23 protein-coding genes and 1 tRNA gene are annotated in these 21,858 nt (G+C 71.7%); 20 read left to right on the top strand and 4 right to left on the bottom strand.

Features of this window, described 5'->3' with window-relative positions:
* The first annotated feature begins 28 nt into the window (after positions 1-28).
* Entirely contained in the window at positions 29-1,648 is a 1,620-nt protein-coding gene (locus tag ACLQ24_RS01055; protein WP_425888508.1) for a DUF885 domain-containing protein, read from the top strand.
* A 6-nt stretch (positions 1,649-1,654) separates the two neighbouring features.
* Here ACLQ24_RS01055 and ACLQ24_RS01050 read toward each other — a convergent pair whose 3' ends face one another.
* Positions 1,655-2,347 (bottom strand): hypothetical protein, encoded by a 693-nt coding sequence (locus tag ACLQ24_RS01050; protein WP_425888507.1) that lies wholly within the window; start codon positions 2,345-2,347, stop codon positions 1,655-1,657.
* A gap of 214 nt (positions 2,348-2,561) precedes the next feature.
* On the opposite strand from ACLQ24_RS01050, the gene eno reads away from it, so the two are divergent.
* The 14 genes from eno (at position 2,562) to ACLQ24_RS00980 (ending at position 15,046) form a co-directional block, all read left to right on the top strand.
* Positions 2,562-3,845 (top strand): phosphopyruvate hydratase, encoded by a 1,284-nt coding sequence (gene eno / locus ACLQ24_RS01045; protein WP_425888506.1) that lies wholly within the window; start codon positions 2,562-2,564, stop codon positions 3,843-3,845.
* Between the two features lie 85 nt (positions 3,846-3,930).
* Complete coding sequence (locus ACLQ24_RS01040; RefSeq protein ID WP_425888505.1) at positions 3,931-4,572, top strand: FtsB family cell division protein; 642 nt, start codon at positions 3,931-3,933, stop codon at positions 4,570-4,572.
* 34 nt (positions 4,573-4,606) lie between these two features.
* Positions 4,607-5,164, top strand: a complete 558-nt coding sequence (locus ACLQ24_RS01035; protein WP_425888504.1) for a DUF501 domain-containing protein — start codon at positions 4,607-4,609, stop codon at positions 5,162-5,164.
* A complete protein-coding gene (locus ACLQ24_RS01030; RefSeq protein ID WP_425888503.1) occupies positions 5,161-5,682 on the top strand; it encodes an amino-acid N-acetyltransferase in 522 nt (173 codons plus the stop codon). The genes ACLQ24_RS01035 and ACLQ24_RS01030 overlap by 4 nt, the downstream gene beginning before the upstream one ends.
* 161 nt (positions 5,683-5,843) lie before the next feature.
* Complete coding sequence (locus tag ACLQ24_RS01025; RefSeq protein WP_425888651.1) at positions 5,844-6,770, top strand: exopolyphosphatase; 927 nt, start codon at positions 5,844-5,846, stop codon at positions 6,768-6,770.
* 219 nt (positions 6,771-6,989) lie between these two features.
* Entirely contained in the window at positions 6,990-7,493 is a 504-nt protein-coding gene (locus ACLQ24_RS01020; RefSeq protein WP_425888502.1) for an LppU/SCO3897 family protein, read from the top strand.
* A gap of 243 nt (positions 7,494-7,736) precedes the next feature.
* Positions 7,737-8,420 carry a dienelactone hydrolase family protein gene (locus ACLQ24_RS01015; RefSeq protein WP_425888501.1) on the top strand — a complete coding sequence of 228 codons (684 nt, stop codon included), beginning with the start codon at positions 7,737-7,739 and terminating at the stop codon, positions 8,418-8,420.
* Positions 8,413-9,153 carry a uracil-DNA glycosylase gene (locus ACLQ24_RS01010; RefSeq protein ID WP_425888500.1) on the top strand — a complete coding sequence of 247 codons (741 nt, stop codon included), beginning with the start codon at positions 8,413-8,415 and terminating at the stop codon, positions 9,151-9,153. The genes ACLQ24_RS01015 and ACLQ24_RS01010 overlap by 8 nt, the downstream gene beginning before the upstream one ends.
* A 20-nt stretch (positions 9,154-9,173) precedes the next feature.
* Positions 9,174-9,977, top strand: a complete 804-nt coding sequence (locus tag ACLQ24_RS01005; RefSeq protein WP_425888499.1) for a DUF4129 domain-containing protein — start codon at positions 9,174-9,176, stop codon at positions 9,975-9,977.
* Positions 9,974-10,558 carry a hypothetical protein gene (locus ACLQ24_RS01000; protein WP_425888498.1) on the top strand — a complete coding sequence of 195 codons (585 nt, stop codon included), beginning with the start codon at positions 9,974-9,976 and terminating at the stop codon, positions 10,556-10,558. Before ACLQ24_RS01005 ends, ACLQ24_RS01000 begins: the two co-directional genes overlap by 4 nt.
* Complete coding sequence (locus ACLQ24_RS00995) at positions 10,558-11,565, top strand: AAA family ATPase (RefSeq protein WP_425888497.1); 1,008 nt, start codon at positions 10,558-10,560, stop codon at positions 11,563-11,565. Before ACLQ24_RS01000 ends, ACLQ24_RS00995 begins: the two co-directional genes overlap by 1 nt.
* Positions 11,565-12,995 (top strand): DUF58 domain-containing protein, encoded by a 1,431-nt coding sequence (locus tag ACLQ24_RS00990; RefSeq protein WP_425888496.1) that lies wholly within the window; start codon positions 11,565-11,567, stop codon positions 12,993-12,995. The genes ACLQ24_RS00995 and ACLQ24_RS00990 overlap by 1 nt, the downstream gene beginning before the upstream one ends.
* A gap of 55 nt (positions 12,996-13,050) precedes the next feature.
* Entirely contained in the window at positions 13,051-13,611 is a 561-nt protein-coding gene (locus tag ACLQ24_RS00985) for a hypothetical protein (RefSeq protein ID WP_425888495.1), read from the top strand.
* Between the two features lie 103 nt (positions 13,612-13,714).
* Positions 13,715-15,046, top strand: a complete 1,332-nt coding sequence (locus ACLQ24_RS00980) for an NAD(P)/FAD-dependent oxidoreductase (RefSeq protein WP_425888494.1) — start codon at positions 13,715-13,717, stop codon at positions 15,044-15,046.
* A gap of 62 nt (positions 15,047-15,108) precedes the next feature.
* Here ACLQ24_RS00980 and ACLQ24_RS00975 read toward each other — a convergent pair whose 3' ends face one another.
* Together ACLQ24_RS00975 and ACLQ24_RS00970 are read right to left on the bottom strand one after the other, a co-directional pair.
* On the bottom strand, positions 15,109-16,968 hold the full coding sequence (locus tag ACLQ24_RS00975; protein ID WP_425888493.1) for a hypothetical protein: 1,860 nt from the start codon (positions 16,966-16,968) through the stop codon (positions 15,109-15,111).
* A gap of 210 nt (positions 16,969-17,178) precedes the next feature.
* Positions 17,179-17,532, bottom strand: coding sequence for a hypothetical protein (locus tag ACLQ24_RS00970; protein ID WP_425888492.1), 354 nt, complete (start codon positions 17,530-17,532; stop codon positions 17,179-17,181).
* 295 nt (positions 17,533-17,827) lie between these two features.
* On the opposite strand from ACLQ24_RS00970, the gene ACLQ24_RS00965 reads away from it, so the two are divergent.
* The 5 genes from ACLQ24_RS00965 to ACLQ24_RS00945 all read left to right on the top strand — a co-directional run bounded on the left by ACLQ24_RS00965 (position 17,828) and on the right by ACLQ24_RS00945 (position 20,381).
* On the top strand, positions 17,828-18,007 hold the full coding sequence (locus ACLQ24_RS00965; protein WP_425888491.1) for a hypothetical protein: 180 nt from the start codon (positions 17,828-17,830) through the stop codon (positions 18,005-18,007).
* Positions 18,008-18,113: 106 nt separating this feature from the next.
* A tRNA-Leu gene (locus ACLQ24_RS00960) sits at positions 18,114-18,197 on the top strand.
* 108 nt (positions 18,198-18,305) lie between these two features.
* Positions 18,306-19,124: a Bax inhibitor-1/YccA family protein gene (locus ACLQ24_RS00955; protein ID WP_425888490.1), complete on the top strand. Its 819-nt coding sequence runs from the start codon at positions 18,306-18,308 to the stop codon at positions 19,122-19,124.
* Positions 19,125-19,256: 132 nt separating this feature from the next.
* Complete coding sequence (locus ACLQ24_RS00950) at positions 19,257-20,015, top strand: Bax inhibitor-1/YccA family protein (protein ID WP_425888489.1); 759 nt, start codon at positions 19,257-19,259, stop codon at positions 20,013-20,015.
* A 45-nt stretch (positions 20,016-20,060) separates the two neighbouring features.
* Entirely contained in the window at positions 20,061-20,381 is a 321-nt protein-coding gene (locus ACLQ24_RS00945) for a hypothetical protein (protein WP_425888488.1), read from the top strand.
* 59 nt (positions 20,382-20,440) lie between these two features.
* Here the strand turns inward: ACLQ24_RS00945 and ACLQ24_RS00940 are convergent, their stop codons facing one another.
* Entirely contained in the window at positions 20,441-21,703 is a 1,263-nt protein-coding gene (locus ACLQ24_RS00940; protein ID WP_425888487.1) for an acetyl-CoA C-acetyltransferase, read from the bottom strand.
* Positions 21,704-21,858 lie beyond the last annotated feature (155 nt).

Raw genomic sequence — 21,858 nt, 5'->3', positions numbered from 1 at the left:
GGGCAGGGGTGGTCGGTAGGGTTGGCGGGTGGAGGAGTTTGGGGTACTCGCCGAGCGCGTGGTCGAGGCACTGCTGGAATCGCGGCCGGGGGTCGCCACCGCTGCTGGGGATCACCGGTTCGACGATCGGCTCCCCGATCTGTCTGCTGACGCGCTGGCCGCCGACCGGGTGATGCTCACCGACGCGGCGAATGCGCTGTCCGAACTGGACCCCGACTCGCTGGACGTCGATGAGCAGGTCGACCACGCGCTGCTCACCTCCTTCGTCGACCGGGAGTTGTTCGAGCTGACCGAGATCCGGTCGCACGAGTGGGACCCGCTGCGCCACAACCCCGGCCCGCTGCTGCACCCGCCGCTGGCCCGGCCGTACGCCCCGGCCGAGGTGCGCCTGGCGCAGCTGGCCGGCCGGCTCGCCGCCGTACCGGATGCCCTCGCCACCGCCCGCGCGACGCTGCGGGACATGCCGCGGATCCACGCGGAGACGGCGGTCGGGCAGTTCACCGGCACGGCGGCGCTGATCCGCGACGAGCTGCCCGGGCTGATCGCCCAGGCGCCCGGCGGCTTCGAGAAGGTCGAGCCGGCGGCCACCGCCGCGATCGCCGCGCTGGAGGAGTTCGTCGCCTGGCTGCGTGCCGGCCTGGCCGCCGACGCCGGCCCCGGCCGCGACCCGCGACTGGGCCGCCGCCGCTGGGAGGCGCGGCTCTGGCACACCCTCGACACTGAGCTGGGGGCCGCCGAGATCCAGCGCCGCGCCTGGGCCAACCTGGACCGGGTCACCGAGGAGATCCGAGCGGCGGCCGTCGAGCTGGTCGGTGGCCCGGCCGACGACGAGACGGTACGCCGGGCGCTGAACGTGCTCGCCGCCGAGCACCCGGACGACTCGACGATCGTCGAGCTGGCCGGTGTGACCCTGGACGAGGCGAGCGACTTCGTCCGGCTGCACGACCTGGTCACCCTCGTCGACGACCGGTGCGTGATCCAGGAGATGCCGGAGTTCGCGCGGGGCGTCGCCGTGGCGTACTGCGACTCGCCCGGCCCGTTGGAGACCGCGGCGGTGCCGACGTTCTACTGCATCGCGCCCACCCCGGCGGACTGGTCGGCGCAGCGCGTGGACTCCTTCTACCGCGAGTACAACGACCACATGGTCCGCAACCTGACCGTGCACGAGGCGATGCCCGGCCACTTCCTCCAGCTCGCCCACGCCCGACGTCACGTCGGCGGCACGCGGGTGCGGGCGCTGGCCCGTTCCGGCCCGTTCGTCGAGGGATGGGCGGTGTACGCCGAGGAGCTGATGGCCGGTCTCGGCTTCGGCGGTCTGCCGGTGCGGTTGCAGCAGCTCAAGATGCAGCTCCGCATGACCATCAACGCGTTGCTCGACCAGTTGGTGCACGCCGAGGAGCTGCCCGAGGTCGAGGCGATGGCGTTGATGACCGGTCGCGGCTTCCAGGAGGAGGGCGAGGCTGCCGGCAAGTGGCGCCGGTCCCTGCTCACCTCGACGCAGCTCTCCACGTACTTCGTCGGGTACAGCGAGGTGGCCGAGATCGCCGCCGCCCGTCCAAAGGGCGTGTCGGCGCGCGACTGGCACGACGCGATGCTCGCCCACGACTGCCCGCCCCCACGCCACCTGCGCACCCTGCTCGGCGTCTGAGGGACCTCAGGAGGCGCCGGGCCGGTTGTCCACCACGCCTGCTCCGGCGGGCGGGTCGAACGCGTTCTTCTCGACCGTCTCGGAGTAGTCGCTCAACGCCAGCTCCATCGGTTTGCCGTCGACCGAGCCGAGGAAGCTGCCGAGCACGCCCTCGGTGGTGACGCAGGCGCTGAAGTCGCCGTCCGAGCGCTGCACCTCGACGCAGGCGGCGTGATGCCCGGCGACGGTGGTGTCGCTCTGTTTGATCACTGCCTGGGGGTCGAGGGCGGCGGCGGTTAGCAGGCCGACCGCCACCGGCGGGGTGACGAGACCCTGCTGGTTCGCCTCGGTGAACAGCGCCACGGTGGGCTTGCTGCCGGGGGTGGGTGGCGCGACGAGCGTGCACGCCATCCGGTCACCGGTCGCTGTGCAGCGGGTGACGGCGTCGGGAGTGACGGTCAGCCGCCCACCCGGGTAGGTGTAGGCGGAGCGGGCCGGGTCCTGCGCCTGCACGATCGCGGCTGTCTGACCGCCGGGCAGTTGGTAGTCGGCCGTGTAGGTCAACTCCAGCGCACGGTCGAGGCGGGCGGCGAGGTCGTTGACGAGATCCGAGCGACCCATGGCGCTGCCGGCGTCCTCGATTGTCTGACAGCCGGTGACCGTGAGCGACGCGATGACCGACACGGCGAGCATGCGGAGGGTGGTCGTGGCGGCGGGCATGGCGACCAGCCTGGTGGATCTAGTCGGCGCAGCGCAAACCCGTTGCCGGTTGACTCCCGGAAATCCGGGAATGTCCGTCATCGCGGGGCGACTCGGGTGCGCGGGCGACGCCGTGTCCGATCTCGCCGCCCGATACGCTGCGTTCAACATCTGCCTCAGCCGCACCGTCGCGGCCCCCCCCACGGACCGGATCACAACAACGAGGAGCGACTCAGTGGCAACCATCGAGGGAATCGTCGCCCGGGAGATTCTCGACTCGCGGGGCAACCCGACGGTCGAGGTCGAGATCGGCCTGGACGACGGCACGGTGGCCCGCGCCGCGGTGCCCTCCGGCGCCTCCACCGGCGCATTCGAGGCGATCGAGCTGCGCGACGGTGACGCCGACCGCTACCAGGGCAAGGGCGTGGAGAAGGCGGTCTCCAACGTCGAAGACAAGATCGTCGACCAGCTCATCGGCTACGAGGCCAGCGAGCAGCGGCTCATCGACCAGAAGATGCTCGACATCGACGGCACCGACAGCAAGTCGGAGCTGGGCGCGAACGCCATCCTCGGGGTCTCCCTGGCGGTGGCGAAGGCCGCCGCCAGCAGCGCCGAGCTGAGCCTCTTCCGCTACCTGGGCGGCCCCAACGCGCACCTGCTGCCGGTGCCGATGATGAACATCCTCAACGGTGGCGCGCACGCCGACTCCAACGTCGACGTCCAGGAGTTCATGATCGCGCCGATCGGCGCGCCCACCTTCCGCGAGGCGCTGCGCTCCGGCGCGGAGGTCTACCACGCGCTGAAGTCGGTGCTGAAGAAGAAGGGCCTGTCGACCGGGCTCGGTGACGAGGGCGGCTTCGCGCCGAACCTGCCCACCAACGCCGCCGCTCTGGACCTGATCGCCGAGGCGGTCGAGAAGGCCGGTTACCGGCTCGGCACCGACATCGTGTTCGCGCTCGACGTGGCGGCCACCGAGTTCTTCGACAACGGCACGTACACCTTCGAGGGCGCCGCGAAGTCCGCCGAGGACATGAGCACCTACTACACCAAGCTCGCCGACGAGTACCCGATCGTGTCGATCGAGGACCCGCTGGCTGAGGACGACTGGTCCGGCTGGCAGACGCTGACCGCGTCGATCGGTGACCGGGTGCAGATCGTCGGTGACGACCTGTTCGTGACCAACCCGCAGCGCATTGCCCGTGGCATCGCCGAGAGGGCGGCCAACGCGGTCCTGGTGAAGGTCAACCAGATCGGTTCGCTGACCGAGACCCTGGACGCGGTGGACCTGGCCCACCGGGCCGGCTTCAAGTGCATGATGAGCCACCGCTCCGGCGAGACCGAGGACACCACCATCGCCGACCTGGCGGTCGCCACCGGCTGCGGTCAGATCAAGACCGGCGCTCCGGCCCGCTCGGACCGGGTCGCCAAGTACAACCAGCTGCTCCGGATCGAGGAGGAGCTGGCCGACGCGGCGCGCTACGCGGGCGCGGGTGCGTTCCCGCGTTACCGTTCGGCCTGAGTGTGATCGCCGGGATGCCTCACACGGCGGTGGGGCTTCCCGGCCAACGTACGCAACACACGTAGCCTCGGGGGAGGGTGTGACGATGCAGCGCCGCACACCGGGTGGTCAACGACCCGCCCGCCGACCGGGTCAGTCCGGCCGGCCGGGCGCCGGGCGGGCCACCCGCGGGTCGCTCCGGGACACTGGCGTACGCGCCGAGGCGCGCGGTGCCGCCGGTCGAGCCCCGGGCGGGGTCCGGGGCGCCGAGGGCGTGCGCTCCGCGAGCCGACCGGCCGCCGCTCGGCGTACCGCCGCCGGTGGTGGTGCCGTCAAGCGCCTCGCCGCACCCCATCCCCGTCGCTTCACCGGCCGCGCCACCGTGCTGTTCGCGGTGCTGATCGCGCTCGCCCTGGCGTACACCTATCCGGTGCGGGTCTACCTGGACCAGCAGGCCGACATCGAGAGGATGGAGGCCGCGCAGACGGCGCAGGAGGAGGAGATCGCCAAGCTCGCCGCCGAGGCCGCCAAGTGGAAGGACAAGGAGTACATCGAGACCAAGGCTCGGGAGCGGTTCTTCATGGGGCGGCCGGGCGAGAAGATGATGGTGGTCCTGAACGACGCGGAGGGCGCGGCCCGCGACGCCGGCAAGCCGGCCGGTTCGGGTGCCCCGGCCGGGCCTTCGACCTGGTACGACACCCTCTGGTCGAGCGTGCGCGCGGCGGACAGCCAGCAGCCGGGCAAGTGACCCACCGACCAGCACACCAGGAGAGACGAGCACCGTGACTGTCGTACCCCCGTCGGAGCCGGCGGCGGATTCCGTACCCCTGCCGCAGCGGGAACCGGCGACCGAGGCCGACCTGGCCGCGGTGGCCGCGCAGCTCGGCCGCCCGCCCCGGGGCACCCGGGCGGTGGCCCACCGCTGCCCGTGCGGCCTGCCCGACGTGGTGGAGACGACGCCCCGCCTCGCCGACGGCACCCCCTTCCCGACGCTGTTCTACCTGACCTGCCCCCGGGCGACCGCGGCGTGCAGCAGGTTGGAGTCGGCGGGTCTGATGCGGGAGATGGCCGACCGGTTGGCGACCGATTCGGAGCTGGCCGCCCACTACCGGGCGGCGCACGAGGACTACCTCGCCCGTCGGGACGCGATCGGCGAGGTGCCGGAGATCGCCGGCATCTCGGCCGGTGGGATGCCGGGCCGGGTGAAGTGCCTGCACGTGCACCTCGGCCACGCCCTGGGCGCCGGCCCCGGCGTGAACCCGTTCGGCGACGAGACGTTGGCGCTGGTCGAGCCGTGGTGGACGGCGGGCCCGTGCGTGGACGTGCCCGACAGCGAATGACCGCACAGGCCGAGGGGCAGATCCGGGTGCGGCGTGCCCGCACCCGGGATGTGCGGGGCATCCGCCGGCTGGTCGACACGTACACCGACGACCGGCGGTTGTTGAGCAAGGCCACCGTCACCCTGTACGAGGACGTGCAGGAGTTCCGGGTCGCGGTCCGAGCGGACGACGGCGTCGTGGTGGGCTGCGGGGCGCTGCACGTGATGTGGGAGGACCTGGCCGAGATCCGTACGGTGGCCGTGGACCCGTCCTGCCGGGGTCAGCGGATCGGGCACCGGCTGGTGAGCGAGCTGATCGACGCTGCCCGCACACTGGGCGTGGCCCGGATCTTCGTGCTCACCTTCGAGACCCGGTTCTTCGGCTCGTTCGGCTTCCGGGAGATCGACGGCGCTCCGGTGCCGCAGCCGGTGTACGAGCAGCTCCTGCGCTCGTACGACGAGGGTGTCGCGGAATTTTTGGACCTGGAACGGGTCAAGCCGAACACGTTGGGCAACACCCGGATGCTGCTGCGGTTGTAGTTACCGTCGGCGCCGAGCTGTCGGGGCCGGCCGCTCGGTTGAGCGTGATGCCTGAGAGTCATCAAGATGACCCAGAGGCATCACGCTCATCGGAGACTGGCCGCCGCCAGCCGAGCGGCGTCGGCGGCTGGCTGTCGTAGGGTTGCCGGGTGACGACGCGTGTGGCGGCCATCGACTGCGGAACCAACTCGATCCGACTGCTGGTCGCCGACCTGCCCGAGGAGTCGGCCGGGCCGCAGGCCCCGCTGACCGACGTGACCCGGCGGATGGAGATCGTCCGCCTCGGGCAGGGCGTGGACCGGACGGGCCGGCTGGCGTCGGAGGCGATCGAGCGGACGCGGGTGGCGCTGGCGTCGTACGCCGCCGACATCGAGAAGTTGGGCGCCCAGCGGGTACGGATGTGCGCGACCTCGGCCTCCCGGGACGCCGCCAACGCCACCGACTTCACCGAGATGGTGCAGCGCACCCTCGGCGTGGCGCCCGAGGTGGTGAGCGGCGACGAGGAGGCCCGGCTGTCGTTCACGGGGGCGGTGCGCGGGCTGCCGTCCGACGCCGAGGAGCCCTTCCTGGTCGTCGACATCGGTGGCGGCTCGACCGAGTTCGTGGTCGGTGACCGGGGCGGTGTGCGGTCGGCGATCTCGGTGGACATCGGCTGCGTCCGGATGACCGAACGGCACCTGCCGGGTGATCCGCCGACGCCGGAGCAGGTCGCGGCGGCGGCGGCCGACATCGCCGCGGTCGTGGACCAAGCGCTCGCCCGAGTGCCCGGCCGGGAGGCCGCCACCCTCATCGGCCTCGCCGGTTCGGTCACCACCGTGGTCGCCATCGCCCAGAACCTTCAGGGGTACGACCCGGAGCGCATCCACCACGCCCGCGTGTCGTACGAGGCGGTGGCTCGGGTGACCGCGGACCTGCTGGGGCGGACCAGCGCGCAGCGGCTGGAGATTCCGGTGATGCACCCGGGTCGGGCCGACGTGATCGGCGCGGGGGCGTTGGTGCTGCGCGTGATCATGGAGCGGGCCGGCATGCCGTCGGTGGTGGCGTCGGAGCACGACATCCTGGACGGCGTCGCCTGGAGCCTGCAGTAGCACGATCGGGGGATGGAGCACGGAGCAGGAGATCACCGACTACGTGGCGCGGGTCCGGGCCGACCCCCACCCCGACCCCGACGAGCTGAGGATCGATGTGAACCACATCATGCACATGATGCTGGGAAATAGCTGAACGGACGAGGTGAGCGGGACGACGCCGGAAATCAATGATCGTTACGGTGTCGTCTGCTCATTCATCCCTCGGAAGGAACCCCCGTGTCAGAGCAGGTTGCACCGCCCCCCGCGTCCGACGCCGCGCCGGCTCAGCCGGCCGTCGAGACGCCGGCCCAGCCGGCCGTCGAGACGCCGCCGCCGGCCGAGCCGGAGGGTAAGTCCGGTGCAAAGAAGGCGCTCGGCATCATCGGCGCGGTCGTCATCTTCCTCGTCATCGCCGGCCTGAAGTTCGGCCTCGCCACGGCCATCGGCAACTTCGTGAACAAGGACGAGACCGCCGACGCGAAGGCCGGCGACTGCATCGCCGAGTTGCCCGAGATCAAGGGTGACAAGGAGGAGGAGGTCGACGGCGCCAAGGTCGTCAAGTGCACCTCCACCGACGCGGCGTACAACGTGGTCGGTCGGGTCGACGGGCAGACCGAGGCCCAGGCCAAGGCCGACACCACCTGCAACGAGTTCTTCAAGGAAGGCGAGGAGGGGTACGTCTTCTACAACATCGAGCCGGGCAAGAAGGGCTACGTGCTCTGCCTGACGAAGAAGGCCTGACGAAGAAGGCCTGGCCAAGAAGGCCTGGCCAAGAAGGCCTGGCCACAGGCCTGAGGCACCGATGACGGCGGCGGGGATCCTTCCCCGCCGCCGTCGGCGTACCCGCAGTCACTATTTGGCGAACAGGAGGTGAATGCCACTGTTCCGACGTCTTCCCGGCCGGGGTCACGGCGTGGCAGGCTACCGGCACGTAGGACCACTGGGCGACCAGCCAACGATGACTGACCGCTAGGAGGACGGCCGATGGGCGAAATGGTGAGCTTCCGCAGCAACGGGGGTACGAGCGAGGGGTATCTCGCGATACCCGCGAGCGGCACGGCCAGCCCCGCCGTCATCGTCCTACAGGAGTCGTGGGGCCTCGTCCCGCACATCCGGTCGGTCGCGGACCGGTTCGCCGAGGCCGGCTTCGTCGCACTCGCCCCGGACGTCCGGCACGGTACGGCGCTTGGCGAGCCCGCCGAGGCGCAGCGCCTGCTGGCGACACGGGTGGACGAGGCGGCGAAGGACATCGCCGACGCCGCCGACTACCTCGCCGGGCATCCGGAGGTCACCGGAAAGGTCGGCGCGGTCGGGTTCGGCGCCGGTGGCAGCCTGGCCCTCAGGTCGGCGTCCCTCTCCGAGCGGATCGTGGCCACCGCCGGCTTCTATCCCGTCCTGTCCGGGGAGTCGACGCGTACCGACCGGGTCGACTACGCCGGCAAGGCGGCGATCATCCACTGCTCCGAAGAGGACGGCACCTCGACCGACGAGGGTGTGCAGGCCGTCCGCCGGGCCATCGAGGAGGCCGGCGGCACCTGCCAGCTCTACGACTACCCGGGCACGTCGCACGCGTTCTTCGACGACGACCGGCCGGAGGCGTTCGACCAGCGCGCCGCCGCCAGCGCCTGGGCGCGCACCCTCGAACTCTTCCGGGCCAAACTTGGCTGAGTCGCGTACCCCCGATCAGGTCGTCGCCCGCGCCGCGCGGGCGACGGACCTGGCCGACCTCGACGCGGCGGTCAGTGACTGTTTCGGCTGCCCCCGGCTCGTTCGGTGGCGCCAGGAGGTGGCCTGCGTCCGGCGGGCCGCCTTCCGCGACCAGGAGTACTGGGGCCGACCGGTGCCGGGCTTCGGCCCCGGCGACGCGCGGATCGCCATCCTCGGGCTCGCGCCCGCCGCGCACGGGGGCAACCGCACCGGCCGGATCTTCACCGGCGACCGCTCGGGCGACGTGCTCTTCGCGGCCCTGCACCGGGCCGGGTTGGCCAACCAGCCGACAAGCGTCGCCGCCGACGACGGCCTCGCCCTGCGCGACACCCGAATCTTCTCGGCGGTCCGCTGCGCGCCCCCGGACAACAAGCCCACCCCGGACGAACGGGACACCTGTGCGCCCTGGCTGCACCGCGAGGTCACGCTGATCCGGCCCACCCTGCGCGTCGTGGTGGCGCTGGGCGCGTTCGCCTGGGCCGCGTGGTGGCCGGTGCTGCGCCAGGTGTACGAGCAGCGCCCGCCCAGCCCGCGACCCGCGTTCGGCCATGGGGCACACTGGTCCGGCGCGGCCGTGCCGGACTTGCTCGGTTGCTACCACGTCAGCCAGCAGAACACCTTCACTGGGCGGCTGACACCGGGGATGTTGGACGACGTCTTCGGCCGGGCCAAACAACTGGCCGAAGTGGACTGAGAACCCGTGGGGTGGTGGCGATGACGAACGGAACACGCCCGCCCGTGCCGTCGCCACCCGCCGGGCCGGGTGTGGTCCGCCCGGTGCTCGGCCTGCTGCGCCGCTGGTGGCCGGTGGGCACGGTGGCAGCGCTGCTCGCGGCGGCCGCGCTGGCGTCCGCCCACTCGTCGATCGGCGCCAGCCGGATTCCGCCTGCTGCCGAGAACGTGCCCTGGGTGCCGGAATATCCGACCGACGTGCCGTCCCCGTCGATCCCGGTCGAGCCGAGAGACGCCGGCGAGGCCACCCAGGCGCACATCCCGCAGTGGATCGCCACCGTGGCGATGGCCCTGCTCGGGCTGGCCATCCTCGCGGCGCTGGGCTACCTCACCTGGATCCTGCTCCGTGGCGCGCTGCGCCGTACCTCGCGGGCTCTGCCGGCGCAGCGGGCCCGGCGTACGGCCGAGGGCACCGCCCGCGAGGTGGTCGCCGCCCTGGACGCCGGCCTCGTCGAGTTGGACGACCAGGCCACCGATCCCCGTGTCGCGGTGATCGCCTGCTGGGTACGTCTGGAGGAGGCGGCCGCCGCGGCAGGTGTGTCCCGGCGTCCCGGCGACACGCCGACCGACCTGGTCACGCGGTTGCTGCGGGGCGACGAGTCGGCCGGAGTCCCGGCGATCGTCAGCGCCGACGTGCTGGCCGAGTTCGCGCACGTCTACCGCGAGGCCCGGTACGCCACCCGCGAGGTCGGCGCGGACACCCGCGACCAGGCCCGTGCCGCTCTGCGGCGGCTGCGTGGCGAACTCACCATCGTCACGACGGCTGCTCCCGAGGTGCCGGCATGAGCGGCGGCGCCAGCATCGACGACCTGCTCACCTTCGAGGAGGAGCGACCGAGGCGCGACGATCGAGGCCAGGGTGGCCGGGCCGGGCGGGTGTTCCGGGCGCTGGCCGGCAACGCAGCTCTGGTGGCCGTGCTCATCGTCGGCCTCCGGGCGGTCGGCCTACAGGTCTCGCTGGCGATCCTGGTCGCCGGGGTGTTCGCCGTGTCCGCGGTACGCCGGGTCGCCGCCGCGCTCGCACCGCCACCGGCGGCGAGGTCCCGCCCTCCGCTCGCCCAGTACGACGACGGCAGCTGGAACTGGGGTGCCCGGGACGCGCTGCGCGCCGCGATCAACGGCTGGGAACTGCCGCTGGACTGGTCCACGACCCGACCCGAACGCTTCACCGAGGTCATCCTGCCCCGGCTCGCGGAACTGGCCGACGAGCGGCTTCGCCTGAAGCACTCCGTGACCCGTGAGTTGGACCCGGTCCGCGCCCGCGCCCTGCTGGGCGACCGGCTGTGGACGTTCCTGGAAACCCCGCCCCGACGCCCCCCGTCGCCGCGCGATCTCGCGGTGATCGTCGCCGAACTGGAGAAGATCTGATGAACGACGTGGACCGGAGCATGCCCGCCGCCGAGGTCGGTCGCCTGGCCCGGGCCGTCCTGGACGCGGTCGGCACCGTCGTGGTCGGCAAGCGCGACGCGTTGGAGTTGGTCCTCGCCGGAATCCTGGCCGGTGGGCACGTGCTCCTGGAGGATCTGCCCGGTCTGGGCAAGACGCTCACCGCGCGTTCCTTCGCGCAGGCGCTCGGGCTGGACTTCCGCCGCCTCCAGTTCACCCCGGACCTGCTCCCCGCCGACGTCACCGGCTCGTTCCTCTACGACCAGCGCAACGGCGACTTCACCTTCCGCGCGGGGCCGGTCTTCACCAACCTGCTCCTCGCCGACGAGATCAACCGGACGCCGCCGAAGACCCAGTCCGCGCTGCTCGAGGCCATGCAGGAGAAGCAGGTCTCGGTCGAGGGTGTGACGTACAAGCTGGACGAACCCTTCCATGTGCTGGCGACCGCCAACCCCATCGAGTACGAGGGCACCTACCCGCTGCCCGAGGCGCAGCTCGACCGGTTCCTGCTGCGGGTCTCCTTCGGCTACCCGCAGCAGGAGGAGGAGTGGGAGGTGCTGCGCCGCCGGATGGGCCGCCGTCGCGAGGAGGCGGACATCAAACCGGTGGTGGACGCCGCCACCCTGCGGGCGATGCAGGCCGCCCTGGAGGACGTGGTGGTGGAGGACTCGATCGGCCGGTACATCGTGGCGCTCACCGCGGCCACCCGGGAACACCCGTCGGTGCTGGTCGGCGCCTCGCCGCGTGGCTCGTTGGCGCTGCTGCTGCTGTCCCGGGTACGCGCGGTGTTCGACGGCCGGGACTACGTGGTGCCGGAGGACGTCAAGGAGGTCGCCGCGCCCGCCCTCGCCCACCGGATCACCCTGCGCCCCGAGATGTGGCTCCGCCGCGTCGACCCGGCGTTCGTGGTCGGTGAGGTGTTGGAGGCGACGCCCGCCCCGGCCAGTGGCGCCCTGCCCAGCTACGCCGCCGGCGGGCTCCGCCACTGATGTCCGGCCCGACCGCGTCCGCGCCGCGATCCACCGAGCAGGAGTCGACCGCCGGCTGGGCGCCCACCCCTGCGCTCGGTCGCGCCGTGCTGCTTGCCGGCCTGCTGCTGGTGGCGGGGGTGCTGCTGGGACGCGTCGACCTCGTCGTGCTGGCGGCGCCGTTCGCGCTGGGCACCGCGTACGCCCTGCGTCGCCGGCCCACCGCGCTGCCGCAGGTCTGGATCACCAGCGCGGAGGACGGCCCGCTGGTCGAGGGCGGCGAGGTGTCGGCGGCGGTAGGTGTCGGCAACCCGGACACTGTCGACTACGACGTCGTGGTGGTGCGGTCGCGGGTCTCGCCGTGGCTGCGGATCAGCCGTGCCGGCTTCGCCAGCACCGAACCCGCCGACGCGCCGCCGCCCGCCGAGACCTCGACCGCTGCCGGCAGGGGACGTTCGGTCGCCGATCGGCCGTTCGTGACGTCGGTGCCCGCCGAGGCGGCGGTGGACCTGGAACTGGCCGGGCGGGCTCTGCGCTGGGGTCGGCACCCCGTCGGACCGGCCGGGGCGCGGGTCGCCGCGGCGGGGGGCCTGCTGGTGTCCCGTGCGGTGATCACCGAACCGGTCGGGGTGCGGGTCTACCCGCGTACCGAGCCGTTCGAGGCGGTGGAGGCGATGCCCCGCGCCGCCGGTCTGGTGGGCGCGCACCACTCCCGCCGTCCCGGAGAGGGCGGCGAACTGGCCGGGGTGCGGGTCTTCGCCCCGGGCGACCGGCTCCGACGCGTCGACTGGCGGGTGTCGCTGCGGGCCCGGCAGTTGCACGTGGCGGCCACGCTGTCCGACCGCGACGCGGAGGTGGTGGTCTTGCTCGACGTGCTCGCCGAGGCGGGCCGTTCCGGCGGGGTGGACGGTGCCGCGTCCGTGCTGGACACCACCGTGCGGGCCACCGCCGCGATCGCCGAGCACTACCTGCACCGGGGAGACCGGGTGTCGCTGCTGGAGTACGGGCCGGGAGCCCGCCGGCTGCGCCCCGCCGCCGGCCGCCGGCAGTACCTGACGGTGCTGGAGTGGCTGCTCGACGTACGCGCCGAGGCTGCCCAGCACGAGCCGTACGACCAGGTTTTCGGCCCGCAGTTGCTCTCCTCGGACGCGTTGGTGGTCGTCCTCACCCCGCTGCTGGACGAGCGTTCGGCGCAGATGCTGGCGCGGCTGGCCCGCGCCGGCCGGTTCGTGGTGGCGGTCGACACACTGCCGGCGGACCTGACGCCGCCGAAGGACCGGGGTTGGGCCGAGGTGGCGTACCGCCTGTGGCGACTGGACCGGGAGACCATGATCGGGCAGCTCCGTGAGCACGGCGTACCCGTCGTGCGCTGGGCCGGCGCGGGCAGCCTCGACCAGGTGCTGCGGGACGTGGCGCGGCTGGCGACGGCCCCGAGGGTGGGTGGCCGGTGAGCGCGAGGAGTGAGCCGGGTCTGCGAGCCCCGCAGTCGCGAACGACAGGAGCGCGATGAACGCCATCGTGGAGCGGGCGCGGGCTGCTCAGGACGCCGTGGCCCGGATCAGCGCCGTTCCGCTGCTGGTGCGGGCCGCGATCTTCGTCACGACGCTGGTCGGGTTCGCGGTGGCGTTCCCCGCCGAGGTGTTGACCGGTCGGCCGCTGCTGTTCCTGGCGGTGGCCGCGCTGCTGCCCGCGGTGGGTCCGCGGCGGTTGTGGCCCACCTTCGCGGCGCTGGTGATGGCCGGTGGCTGGTTGCTCGCCACCGACGGCTACGGCCGACCGGTGGCATTGTGGCGGCTGCTCGCCGTCGCCGCGCTGCTGTACCTGGGGCACTCCCTGTGCGCGCTGGCGGCGCTGCTGCCCTACGACGGGGTGGTGGACCCGGAGCTGATCACCCGGTGGTTGCTGCGGGCGGCGGCGGTGCTGCTGGGTACGGCCGTGCTCGGGGTGCTGCTGTTGCAGGTGGCGGGGCTGGGCGGGGAGACCGGGCACCAGTGGGTGACGGTGCTGGGGCTGCTGGTGGCGGTGGGTGTCGCCGCGTTGCTGGGCTGGCTGCTGCGGCGTAGGTGAACCTGTGATGCGGCAGGGTTACGCAGGTCACAGGGGTTGTGTTCCGTCACAGATGGGGGGCGCGAGCGGGATTACCTGAGGAGGGCGGGGAAAGATATATGACGTGAATCCGAAGCGGATCCTTGTGGTGGGTGCCGGGCACGTCGGTCTCTACGCCGCCCTGCGCCTGTCGAAGAAGCTCAGCTCCCGTGAGGCTGAGGTCATTGTCGTGGACCCCCAGCCCCACATGACCTACCAGCCGTTCCTCCCCGAGGCCGCGGCGGGGAACATCTCCCCCCGGCACGCCGTGGTGCCGCTGCGCCGCGAGCTGCGCCGGTGCACGGTGGTGGCGGGGGCGGTGACGCGTGTCGAGCACGACCGCAAGGTGGCGACCGTGCAGCCGATCGTCGGCCCGGCCCGGGAGATCGCGTACGACCACGTGATCGTCGCGCCGGGTTCGGTGTCTCGGACGCTGCCGATTCCGGGCCTGCACGAGCAGGGCATCGGGTTCAAGACCATCGGTGAGGCGATCTACCTCCGTAACCACGTGCTGGACCGGCTGGACGTCGCGGCCGTGACCCCGGATGCGGAGGTCCGTCGCTCGGCGTTGACCTTCACGTTCGTCGGCGGCGGGTACGCGGGCATCGAGGCGCTCGCCGAGATGGAGGACATGGCCCGCGACGCCCTGCGCTACTACCCGGAGCTGAAGCCGGAGGACATGCGCTGGGTGCTCGTCGAGGCGACCCAGCGGGTGCTGCCCGAGGTCGACCGGGACATGGGCGCCTACACGGTGCAGCAGCTCATGAAGCGCAACATGGACATTCGGCTGGACACCCGCCTGGAGTCCTGTGTCGACGGGGTGGTCAAGCTCTCCGACGGGGACAGCTTCCGGTCCGACACGATCGTCTGGACGGCGGGTGTGAAGCCGTCGCCGATGCTGGACGCGACGGACTTCCCGCGTGACGAGCGCCGACGGGTCACCTGCATCCCCACCCTCCAGGTGGTCGACGGTGACCGGGTCGTCGAGGGCGCGTGGAGCGCCGGTGACTGTGCGGCCGTGCCGGACCTGACCAAGGAGCCGGGCAACTTCTGCTCGCCGAGCGCGCAGCACGCCGTGCGTCAGGCGGCGCGGATGGCCGACAACATCGTCGCGGTGATCCGGGGTCGCGAGCCGGTCAACTACAAGCACAAGCACGCTGGCAGCGTCGCCAGCCTCGGCCTGCACAAGGGCGTCGCCCAGGTGTACGGCATCAAGCTGACCGGCTGGCCGGCCTGGTTCATGCACCGGACGTACCACATGAGCCGGATTCCCTCGTTCAACCGCAAGGTCCGCGTCGTGGTGGACTGGTCGCTGGCGTTCTTCCTCAAGCGTGAGGTCGTCGCGCTGGGTCAGCTCCACGACCCCCGCGAGGAGTTCGTCGAGGCGTCCCAGCCGGTAGACGCTCCGCGCGTCTGACCAGACCGTGACGAAAGGGCCCCTCCGCGAAGGAGGGGCCCTTTCGCGCTGTCCGGGGTGGGTCAGACCTTCCAGGTCCACGCGTCGGCGATCCTGGTGGCCGGGCCGTAGAGCTGCTCCAGGGTGGTCTTGAGACTCGCCGCGTGTGGGGCATCGTCGGCAAGTGCCACGCAGGACGCGCCCCAGAAGTCCGCGTCCTTCGCGGCCTGCCGGCGCTGCTCGTCACCGATGGCCGGCTGGCCGCCGCGGCGGGCGACGTCGGCCAGCAGCGCCGAGGTGGGTTGCGTGAAGGTGCCCATGGCGGCGGTGCCATCGCGCCCGTACGGGCCGATGAAGAACCCCTCGGGCAGGCCGAACCCGGCGTCGGCGGCGGCCGCCCAGCGCATCGGCCACGGCTCCTGGGGAGTGGGCAGCGGCACCGGGACCAGCACACCACCGGGCTCGACGCACTGCTGCCAGTGCCCTGCGGTGATGAACTCCGGCACGGCGGGCCGCCCGGCCGTGGGCAGCGGGGTCGGGAAGATCGGCAGCAGAGCCGCGACGACGGCCAGCGGTACCAGCCGGCGCGCCCGTCCGGTGCCGCGCAGCGCCCGGTCGACGGCGAGGGTCAGCAGCGTCGCCACGATCGGGAGCAGCGCCAGGCCGAACCGCATCGGCAGCGCGCCGTCCACCACCGGCAGGCCGTCCAGCAGGGCGTACGGGCCGGGCAGCGCGGTGCGGGTGCCGCCGAGCACGACCTCCGGGCCGAGCGAGAGTGCGCCCATCACGAGGGCCGCCACCACGCACGGGAGCACGATCCGGCGTCGCCCGGCCCAGATCGCGCAGGCGGCGGTGACCAGCAGCAGGGGCCAGCCGAGGAAGCTGTTGTACTCGGCCGGGCCGGTGGTGAGCCGGGACGCCTCGTCGCTGCCGGCGACCGACAGCGGGGAGACCGCCCACCAACTGCTCAGGTCGGCCGAGAAGTAGGCCGGGCTGAACATGCCGTCGGCGACGCCCTGCGGTCCGGCGAACTGGAACCACAGCGGGTAGGCGAGCACCAGCAGCGCCAGGCCGGCGGCGATCGCCAGCCCGCCGGCGAACCCGGGCAGCGCCCGCCGGGCGAGGTCCCGGTCCGCGACGGCGTAACCGACCGCCATCACCAGCAGCGTGGCGGCGCAGAGGAAGAGCACCTCCTCGCCGACGAACACCTGCGCGGTGACGGCGGCCGCCAGTCCTACGGCGGAGCTGACCATCCGCCGTCCGTCGGGGCCGACCGAACCGGCGCGCCCGGTCCCGTCGAGTGTCGTGGGCCCTGGATCGGACGCCCGCAGCAGCCGTACCACCAGCCAGACGATGACCGGTACCAGCCACTGCGCCGTCATGTGCAGGTGACTGTTGGTCTGCGAGACCATGCCGGGACCGAAGCCGCACAGGCTCCCGCCGAGCGCGGCGGCGAGGCGACGGACGCGCAATGTCCGGTGGAACAGCAGGTACCAGGCGAGGGCGGTGCCGGCCAGGTTGGCGGCGGAGAGCAGCGCGAAGGTGGTGGGCGCACCGAACAGCAATGTGACGGGCGCGCAGAGCACGCCGAGCGCGATGACCGTGGTGTTGGCCATCAGGTTGATCCCGTCCGGGGCGTTGAGCCGGTCGGTCAGCAGGTGGAAGTCACCGAGCAGCGCTCTCGCGTCGACCGCCAGGAACCATTCGTAGAGCGTCTGGTCCTCGGGATTGAGCGCCAACGTGCGCCCACCCGGGTCGGGCCACAGCCCGTGGGTCAACCAACCGGCCAGTGCCACCCAGACGAGGGCGACCAGAAGGTCCGTCCGGTGGCGGCGGATGCCGGTGCGCAGCCGTACGGCCCGGGTGGTGCCCTCGACCCTATCGGCGAGGCGGATGGCCTGGTCAGGGGCGGCATCGGGTGCCGTCGGGGCTGTGCTGCTCACGGCATCGACCCTAGGTGACTGGTGTTAAACGGAAGAACCACGTGCCGTGTTGGCAAAAACACGGTTGTGCTGGTCTCTGGCCGCCGTGCTGCGTCCGACGAGGGTCGCGGCGGCCCTCCGGATCCCATAATTAACACCAGTCACCTAGTAGCAGTACTAGCCCAGACCGCTGGACTCGGATCGGGGGACGCCGCCGCGCGAGAGGGCAGCTCAGAAGCGGTTGATGCTGACCACGCTCTTGGCCTCGCAGAGGTTGCGGTGGACAGAGACGCAGCTTGTAAGGCCCCTGTCCACGAACTGGATCGAGCCGTCGGAATAATAAAGGGCCACACCCCGGTCGCCCGCGCTGATGTATACAGCGTTGGAGAGGTTGACTGGGATTTTGCCCGAGCCAGCAAAGCACCAGGGGCCGTTCGCGGCATCGATGCGGGTCGCGGCGGAGGTGCACTGGCTGATGTAGGTCGCGTGTGCGGCGGTCGGCATGACGATGACCGCTACCGCTGTCGTGGCGATCGCCACACCAGCCGTGCGCAGGGAGCGCAGCCAGGAAGCCTTACGGTTCATGAGGTTTCTCCTCTGGTAGGGATGGACTCAGCAACGCGTCCACTCCAGGAACGGTTCGCCAAGTCGACTATGAAGTGCCCCACATGCCTTGCGGAGGCCGAGAACCGCCAGGCCAGGCAGCTGGACGTGGAAGAGGTGGGCTCGTCGTCGCGCTACACGACCGCGCAGGTCTAGAACCTGACCCGCACCGGTGACAGCGCGCGGGCTACGGCCGAGGCGAACCCGTGAGAGAGCAACAGCAACGACGAGCCCTCGTTCTGACCGACCGGGCCGTGATGGCGCGCGCCGAGCAGCAGTGTTCGACGCGCGCGGTGGTCGCCGCGTCCATCAGCCACCCGGCCTGTATCCGGGCATCGAGCCGGACGAAGACCTCGCCAACCAGCTCTACGGGCTACGCGACTGGTTGACCGAGCGCCGCCGCCCACTACCGGATCACCTCAAGATCTGGCTCCGCGACCTCGCCCGTGAAACCTGATCCACAAGACAGGCCCTAATGCGGTCAGCCTGGCGGGGTACGCCGGGCCGCCACCCACCGGCTACGGTGACACTGCACCATGCGTGTCGACGCGCGGGTGCCACCTGCCCGGGTGGTGGAACGGCAGACACGGCTGCCTTAAAAGCGGCTGCCGAAAGGCGTGCGGGTTCGACCCCCGCCCCGGGCACCAGTCGTCCACGGCCTCGCGTTCCCATCCGTGATCACCAGGAGTGGGTCGGGCAGTTTACTCTTGAAGTGCACGTTCACGTGCAAACGACCCCCTGAGGGAGGCCAGACAGTGAAGACCTCGAACCCGGTGCTCGCCCGGCTCGGCCAGGCGGCCGAGCGGGAGCGCTCCGCCGGGTACGCACCGACCGGGCCGTACGGACAGCCCGGCATTCCGCAGCAGTACCCGTCCCAGGCCGGCTACCCGGCCGCACCGCCCACGGTGGCGCCCATGACCGTCGACGACGTGGTCGTCAAGACGGTCGCCCTACTCGGCGTCCTCGGCATCACCGCCGCGGCAGCCTGGGTGCTCGTGCCCGACGCGCTTCTCGGTCTCGTCTGGGGCGGCGCGGCGGTCGTCGGCCTGGTACTCGGCTTGATCATCTCGTTCTCCCGGATGGCCAACCCGGCGCTCGTCATCGCGTACGCGGTGGTCGAGGGCGTCTTCGTCGGCATAGTCAGCAAGGCGTTCGAGACCTTCTACGACGGCATCGTGCTCCAGGCCTCCGTGGCGAGCTTCGGCATCTTCTTCGTGATGACGATCATCTACAAGGCGAAGATCATCCGGGCCACCCCGGTCTTCGTCAAGGTCGTGACCTCGGCCATCGTCGGCCTCGCCGCCGTCATGCTGATCAACCTGGTGCTGGCGCTGTTCGGCATCAACACGGGTCTGCGGGACGGCAGCCCGCTGGCCATCGGTTTCAGCCTCGTCTGCATCGTGGTCGCCTCGCTGAGCTTCGTGCTCAGCTTCAAGGAGATCGAGGACGGCGTCCGGATGGGCCTGCCGCAGCGCTACTCCTGGGTCGCCGCGTTCGGCATCCTGGTCAGCCTGGTCTGGCTCTACATCGAGATCCTGCGCCTGCTGAGCTACTTCCAGGGCGACGACGACTGACCTCGTCCGTCCCACGACCGGCGCCCGCTCCCGCTTCCCGTGGGGCGGGCGCCGTCGTCCGCGCCGTTTCGCCGCCGCCGGGCCGCCCTTGGCAGAGTGACTGCCAGGGGTACGCGGGCGATGGAGGCGACGGTGCGCAGTAACAACCCGGTGCTCAACCGGCTGGACGAGACCGGCCGGTTGGAGTCCCGGGTGGTCAGTTCCCGCGATGTCGAGCCGATGACCGTCGACGACGTGTCGGTGCGTACCGTCGGACTGCTCCTGCTTACTGGCGCGACCGCCGCGCTGTCCTGGGCGGTGGTGCCCGACGCGGTGTGGCTGGGGGCGGCCCTGGCCGGCACCGCCCTGGCCTCGATCGTGCTGGTCCTGGTCATCTCGCTGCGGGGGATCACCAACCCGGTGCCGATCGTCGGCTACGCGATCCTCCAGGGGCTGCTGCTCGGGGTGGCCAGCCGGGCCTTCGAGCAGGTCTACCCGGGGATCGTCGTGCAGGCGGTGGCCGGCACCTTCGGCGTCTTCCTCGGCATGGCCGCGCTGTACCGGGCCCGGGTGATCCGCGCCACGCCCCGGCTGGCCCGCCTGGTGATCGGCACGCTCCTCGGCATCGCCGTGCTGAGCGTGGTCAACCTCGTGTCGTACCTGATCTCCGGACGGCCGGGCCTGGCGGTCTACAGCGTCAGCGGGGAGGTCGGCTGGCTGCCGTACGCCTTCTCGGTCGTGGCGATCATCGCCGGCGCGTTCAGCTTCATTCTCGACTTCGACCTGGTCGAGCGGTCGGTGCGCGACGGCCGACCCCGCCGGTACGCGTGGCTGAGCGCGTTCGGCCTGGTGACCGGTTTGGTGTTCCTCTACTGGCAGCTGCTGCGACTGCTCAGCTACCTGCGCCGCTGACCGGTCCCCCGGCTGGTGGCGTACGCCGGCCGTAGACTCGGCGCGGTGAGCGCAGCGGAGTTGGACAAGGCCGTACAGCTGCTGGTCCGTCAGGTCGGGCACTGGGAGCAGCCGCGCTGGGCGGCGACGGCGCCCACCGGCAACGTGCCCCGCACCGACCTGGTGCACCGGCTGGCGCAGGAGATCGCCAATTTGGCCGCCGACGCCGAGGGCATACCGCGCCGGACGGTGCCGCGGCTGAACAACGACCTGGCGCTGCCCGACCAGGTGCGGGTGGTGACGGCGGACCTGCTGGCCGCCGGGGCCGACGCCGAGGTGCTGGCGCGGGCCGCCGCCGAGGTGACGGCGACCCGCAACGCGCTCTGACTACGGCTCAGCTCAGCCGTTCGAGCACCGGGCTCAGCTCAGCCGTTCGAGCACCGGGCTCAGCTCAGTCGTTCGAGCACCATGGCCATGCCCTGGCCGCCACCGACGCACATGGTCTCCAGGCCGATCGTCTTGTCGTGCCACTCGAGGGCGTTGAGCAGGGTGCCGGTGATCCGGGCGCCGGTCATGCCGAACGGGTGGCCGACCGCGATCGCGCCGCCCATGACGTTGAGCTTCTCCTCGGGGATGCCCAACTGGCGGTAGGAGGGGATGACCTGGGCTGCGAACGCCTCGTTGATCTCGACCAGGTCGACGTCACCGATGGTCATGCCGGCCCGGCGCAGCGCCTGCTTGGACGCCTCGACCGGTCCGAGGCCCATGATCTCCGGCGACAGCGCGGTCACGCCGGTGGAGACGATCCGGGCCAGCGGGGTCAGGCCCAGCTCCTCGGCCCGCTGGGCGCTCATCACGACGACGGCGGCGGCGCCGTCGTTGAGCGGGCAGCAGTTGCCCGCGGTGATCCGGCCGTCGGGGCGGAACACCGGCTTCAGGCCGGCGACCGCGTCGAGGGTGACGCCGGGTCGGGGGCCGTCGTCGGTGCTGACCATGGTGCCGTCCGGCGTGGTGACCGGGGTGATCTCCCGGGCCCAGAAACCGTCGGCGATGGCCTTCTCGGCGAGATTCTGGCTGCGTACGCCGAACTCGTCCATGTCGGCGCGGGTGACGTCGTACACCTGGGCCAGGTTCTCCGCGGTCTGCCCCATCGTCAGGTAGATGTCCGGCAGGTCGCCGGTGTCGCGCGGGTCGGTCCACGTCTCGGCGCCGCCCTGCGCGCGGCGCTTCGAGCGCTCGGCGGCGGACGCGAACCGCGGGTTCTCCCAGCCGCCGCCGACCAGCGCCTGTGCCTCCGGCGGCAGGCCGTCGGAGCTGCCCCGGGCGTACCGGGAGACCATCTCGACCCCGGCGGAGACGAACACGTCGCCCTCCCCGGCGCGGATCGCGTGCAGGGCCATCCGTGTGGTCTGCAACGAGGAGGCGCAGTAGCGGGTCAGCGTGGCGCCGGGCACGGTGTCCAGGCCGAGTAGGGTGGCCACCACGCGGGCCATGTTGAAGCCCTGCTCACCGCCGGGCAGGCCGCACCCGAGGTAGATGTCGTCGATGGTGGTCGGGTCGAGCTGGGGGACCTTGTCGAGGGCGGCCTGGACGATGGTCGCGGCGAGGTCGTCGGAGCGGACATCGCGCAGGGAGCCCTTGTGCGCCCGGCCGATGGGGGAGCGGGCGGTAGCGACGATGACGGCGTCGCGGGACGACTCAATCGGCATGGGCCAACGTTAACCCGCCGGTAACATGGCGCGGAAGAAGCGGACCCGGCGGGAAATGTCACCCTTGCCGGGCGTGCTCTAGACGATCTATTCCAAGGGGGTCAGTGGTCGTATGCGGTCAGGGACCGTAGGACTGGCTGGTTGGTGTGCCAGTT

This window comes from Micromonospora sp. DT4 (genome assembly GCF_049841675.1).
Taxonomy (GTDB): Bacteria; Actinomycetota; Actinomycetes; order Mycobacteriales; family Micromonosporaceae; genus Micromonospora.
Note: the sequence above shows the minus strand (reverse complement) of the source record. Positions and strands in the feature narration are given on the sequence as shown.

Coding starts and splice junctions, on each gene's coding strand:
- ACLQ24_RS01050 (WP_425888507.1), bottom strand. CDS start 2,347: ATGCCCGCCGCCACGACCACCCTCCGCATGCTCGCCGTGTCGGTCATC.
- ACLQ24_RS01040 (WP_425888505.1), top strand. CDS start 3,931: ATGCAGCGCCGCACACCGGGTGGTCAACGACCCGCCCGCCGACCGGGT.
- ACLQ24_RS01030 (WP_425888503.1), top strand. CDS start 5,161: ATGACCGCACAGGCCGAGGGGCAGATCCGGGTGCGGCGTGCCCGCACC.
- ACLQ24_RS01015 (WP_425888501.1), top strand. CDS start 7,737: ATGGGCGAAATGGTGAGCTTCCGCAGCAACGGGGGTACGAGCGAGGGG.
- ACLQ24_RS01005 (WP_425888499.1), top strand. CDS start 9,174: ATGACGAACGGAACACGCCCGCCCGTGCCGTCGCCACCCGCCGGGCCG.
- ACLQ24_RS01000 (WP_425888498.1), top strand. CDS start 9,974: ATGAGCGGCGGCGCCAGCATCGACGACCTGCTCACCTTCGAGGAGGAG.
- ACLQ24_RS00995 (WP_425888497.1), top strand. CDS start 10,558: ATGAACGACGTGGACCGGAGCATGCCCGCCGCCGAGGTCGGTCGCCTG.
- ACLQ24_RS00990 (WP_425888496.1), top strand. CDS start 11,565: ATGTCCGGCCCGACCGCGTCCGCGCCGCGATCCACCGAGCAGGAGTCG.
- ACLQ24_RS00985 (WP_425888495.1), top strand. CDS start 13,051: ATGAACGCCATCGTGGAGCGGGCGCGGGCTGCTCAGGACGCCGTGGCC.
- ACLQ24_RS00970 (WP_425888492.1), bottom strand. CDS start 17,532: ATGAACCGTAAGGCTTCCTGGCTGCGCTCCCTGCGCACGGCTGGTGTG.
- ACLQ24_RS00940 (WP_425888487.1), bottom strand. CDS start 21,703: ATGCCGATTGAGTCGTCCCGCGACGCCGTCATCGTCGCTACCGCCCGC.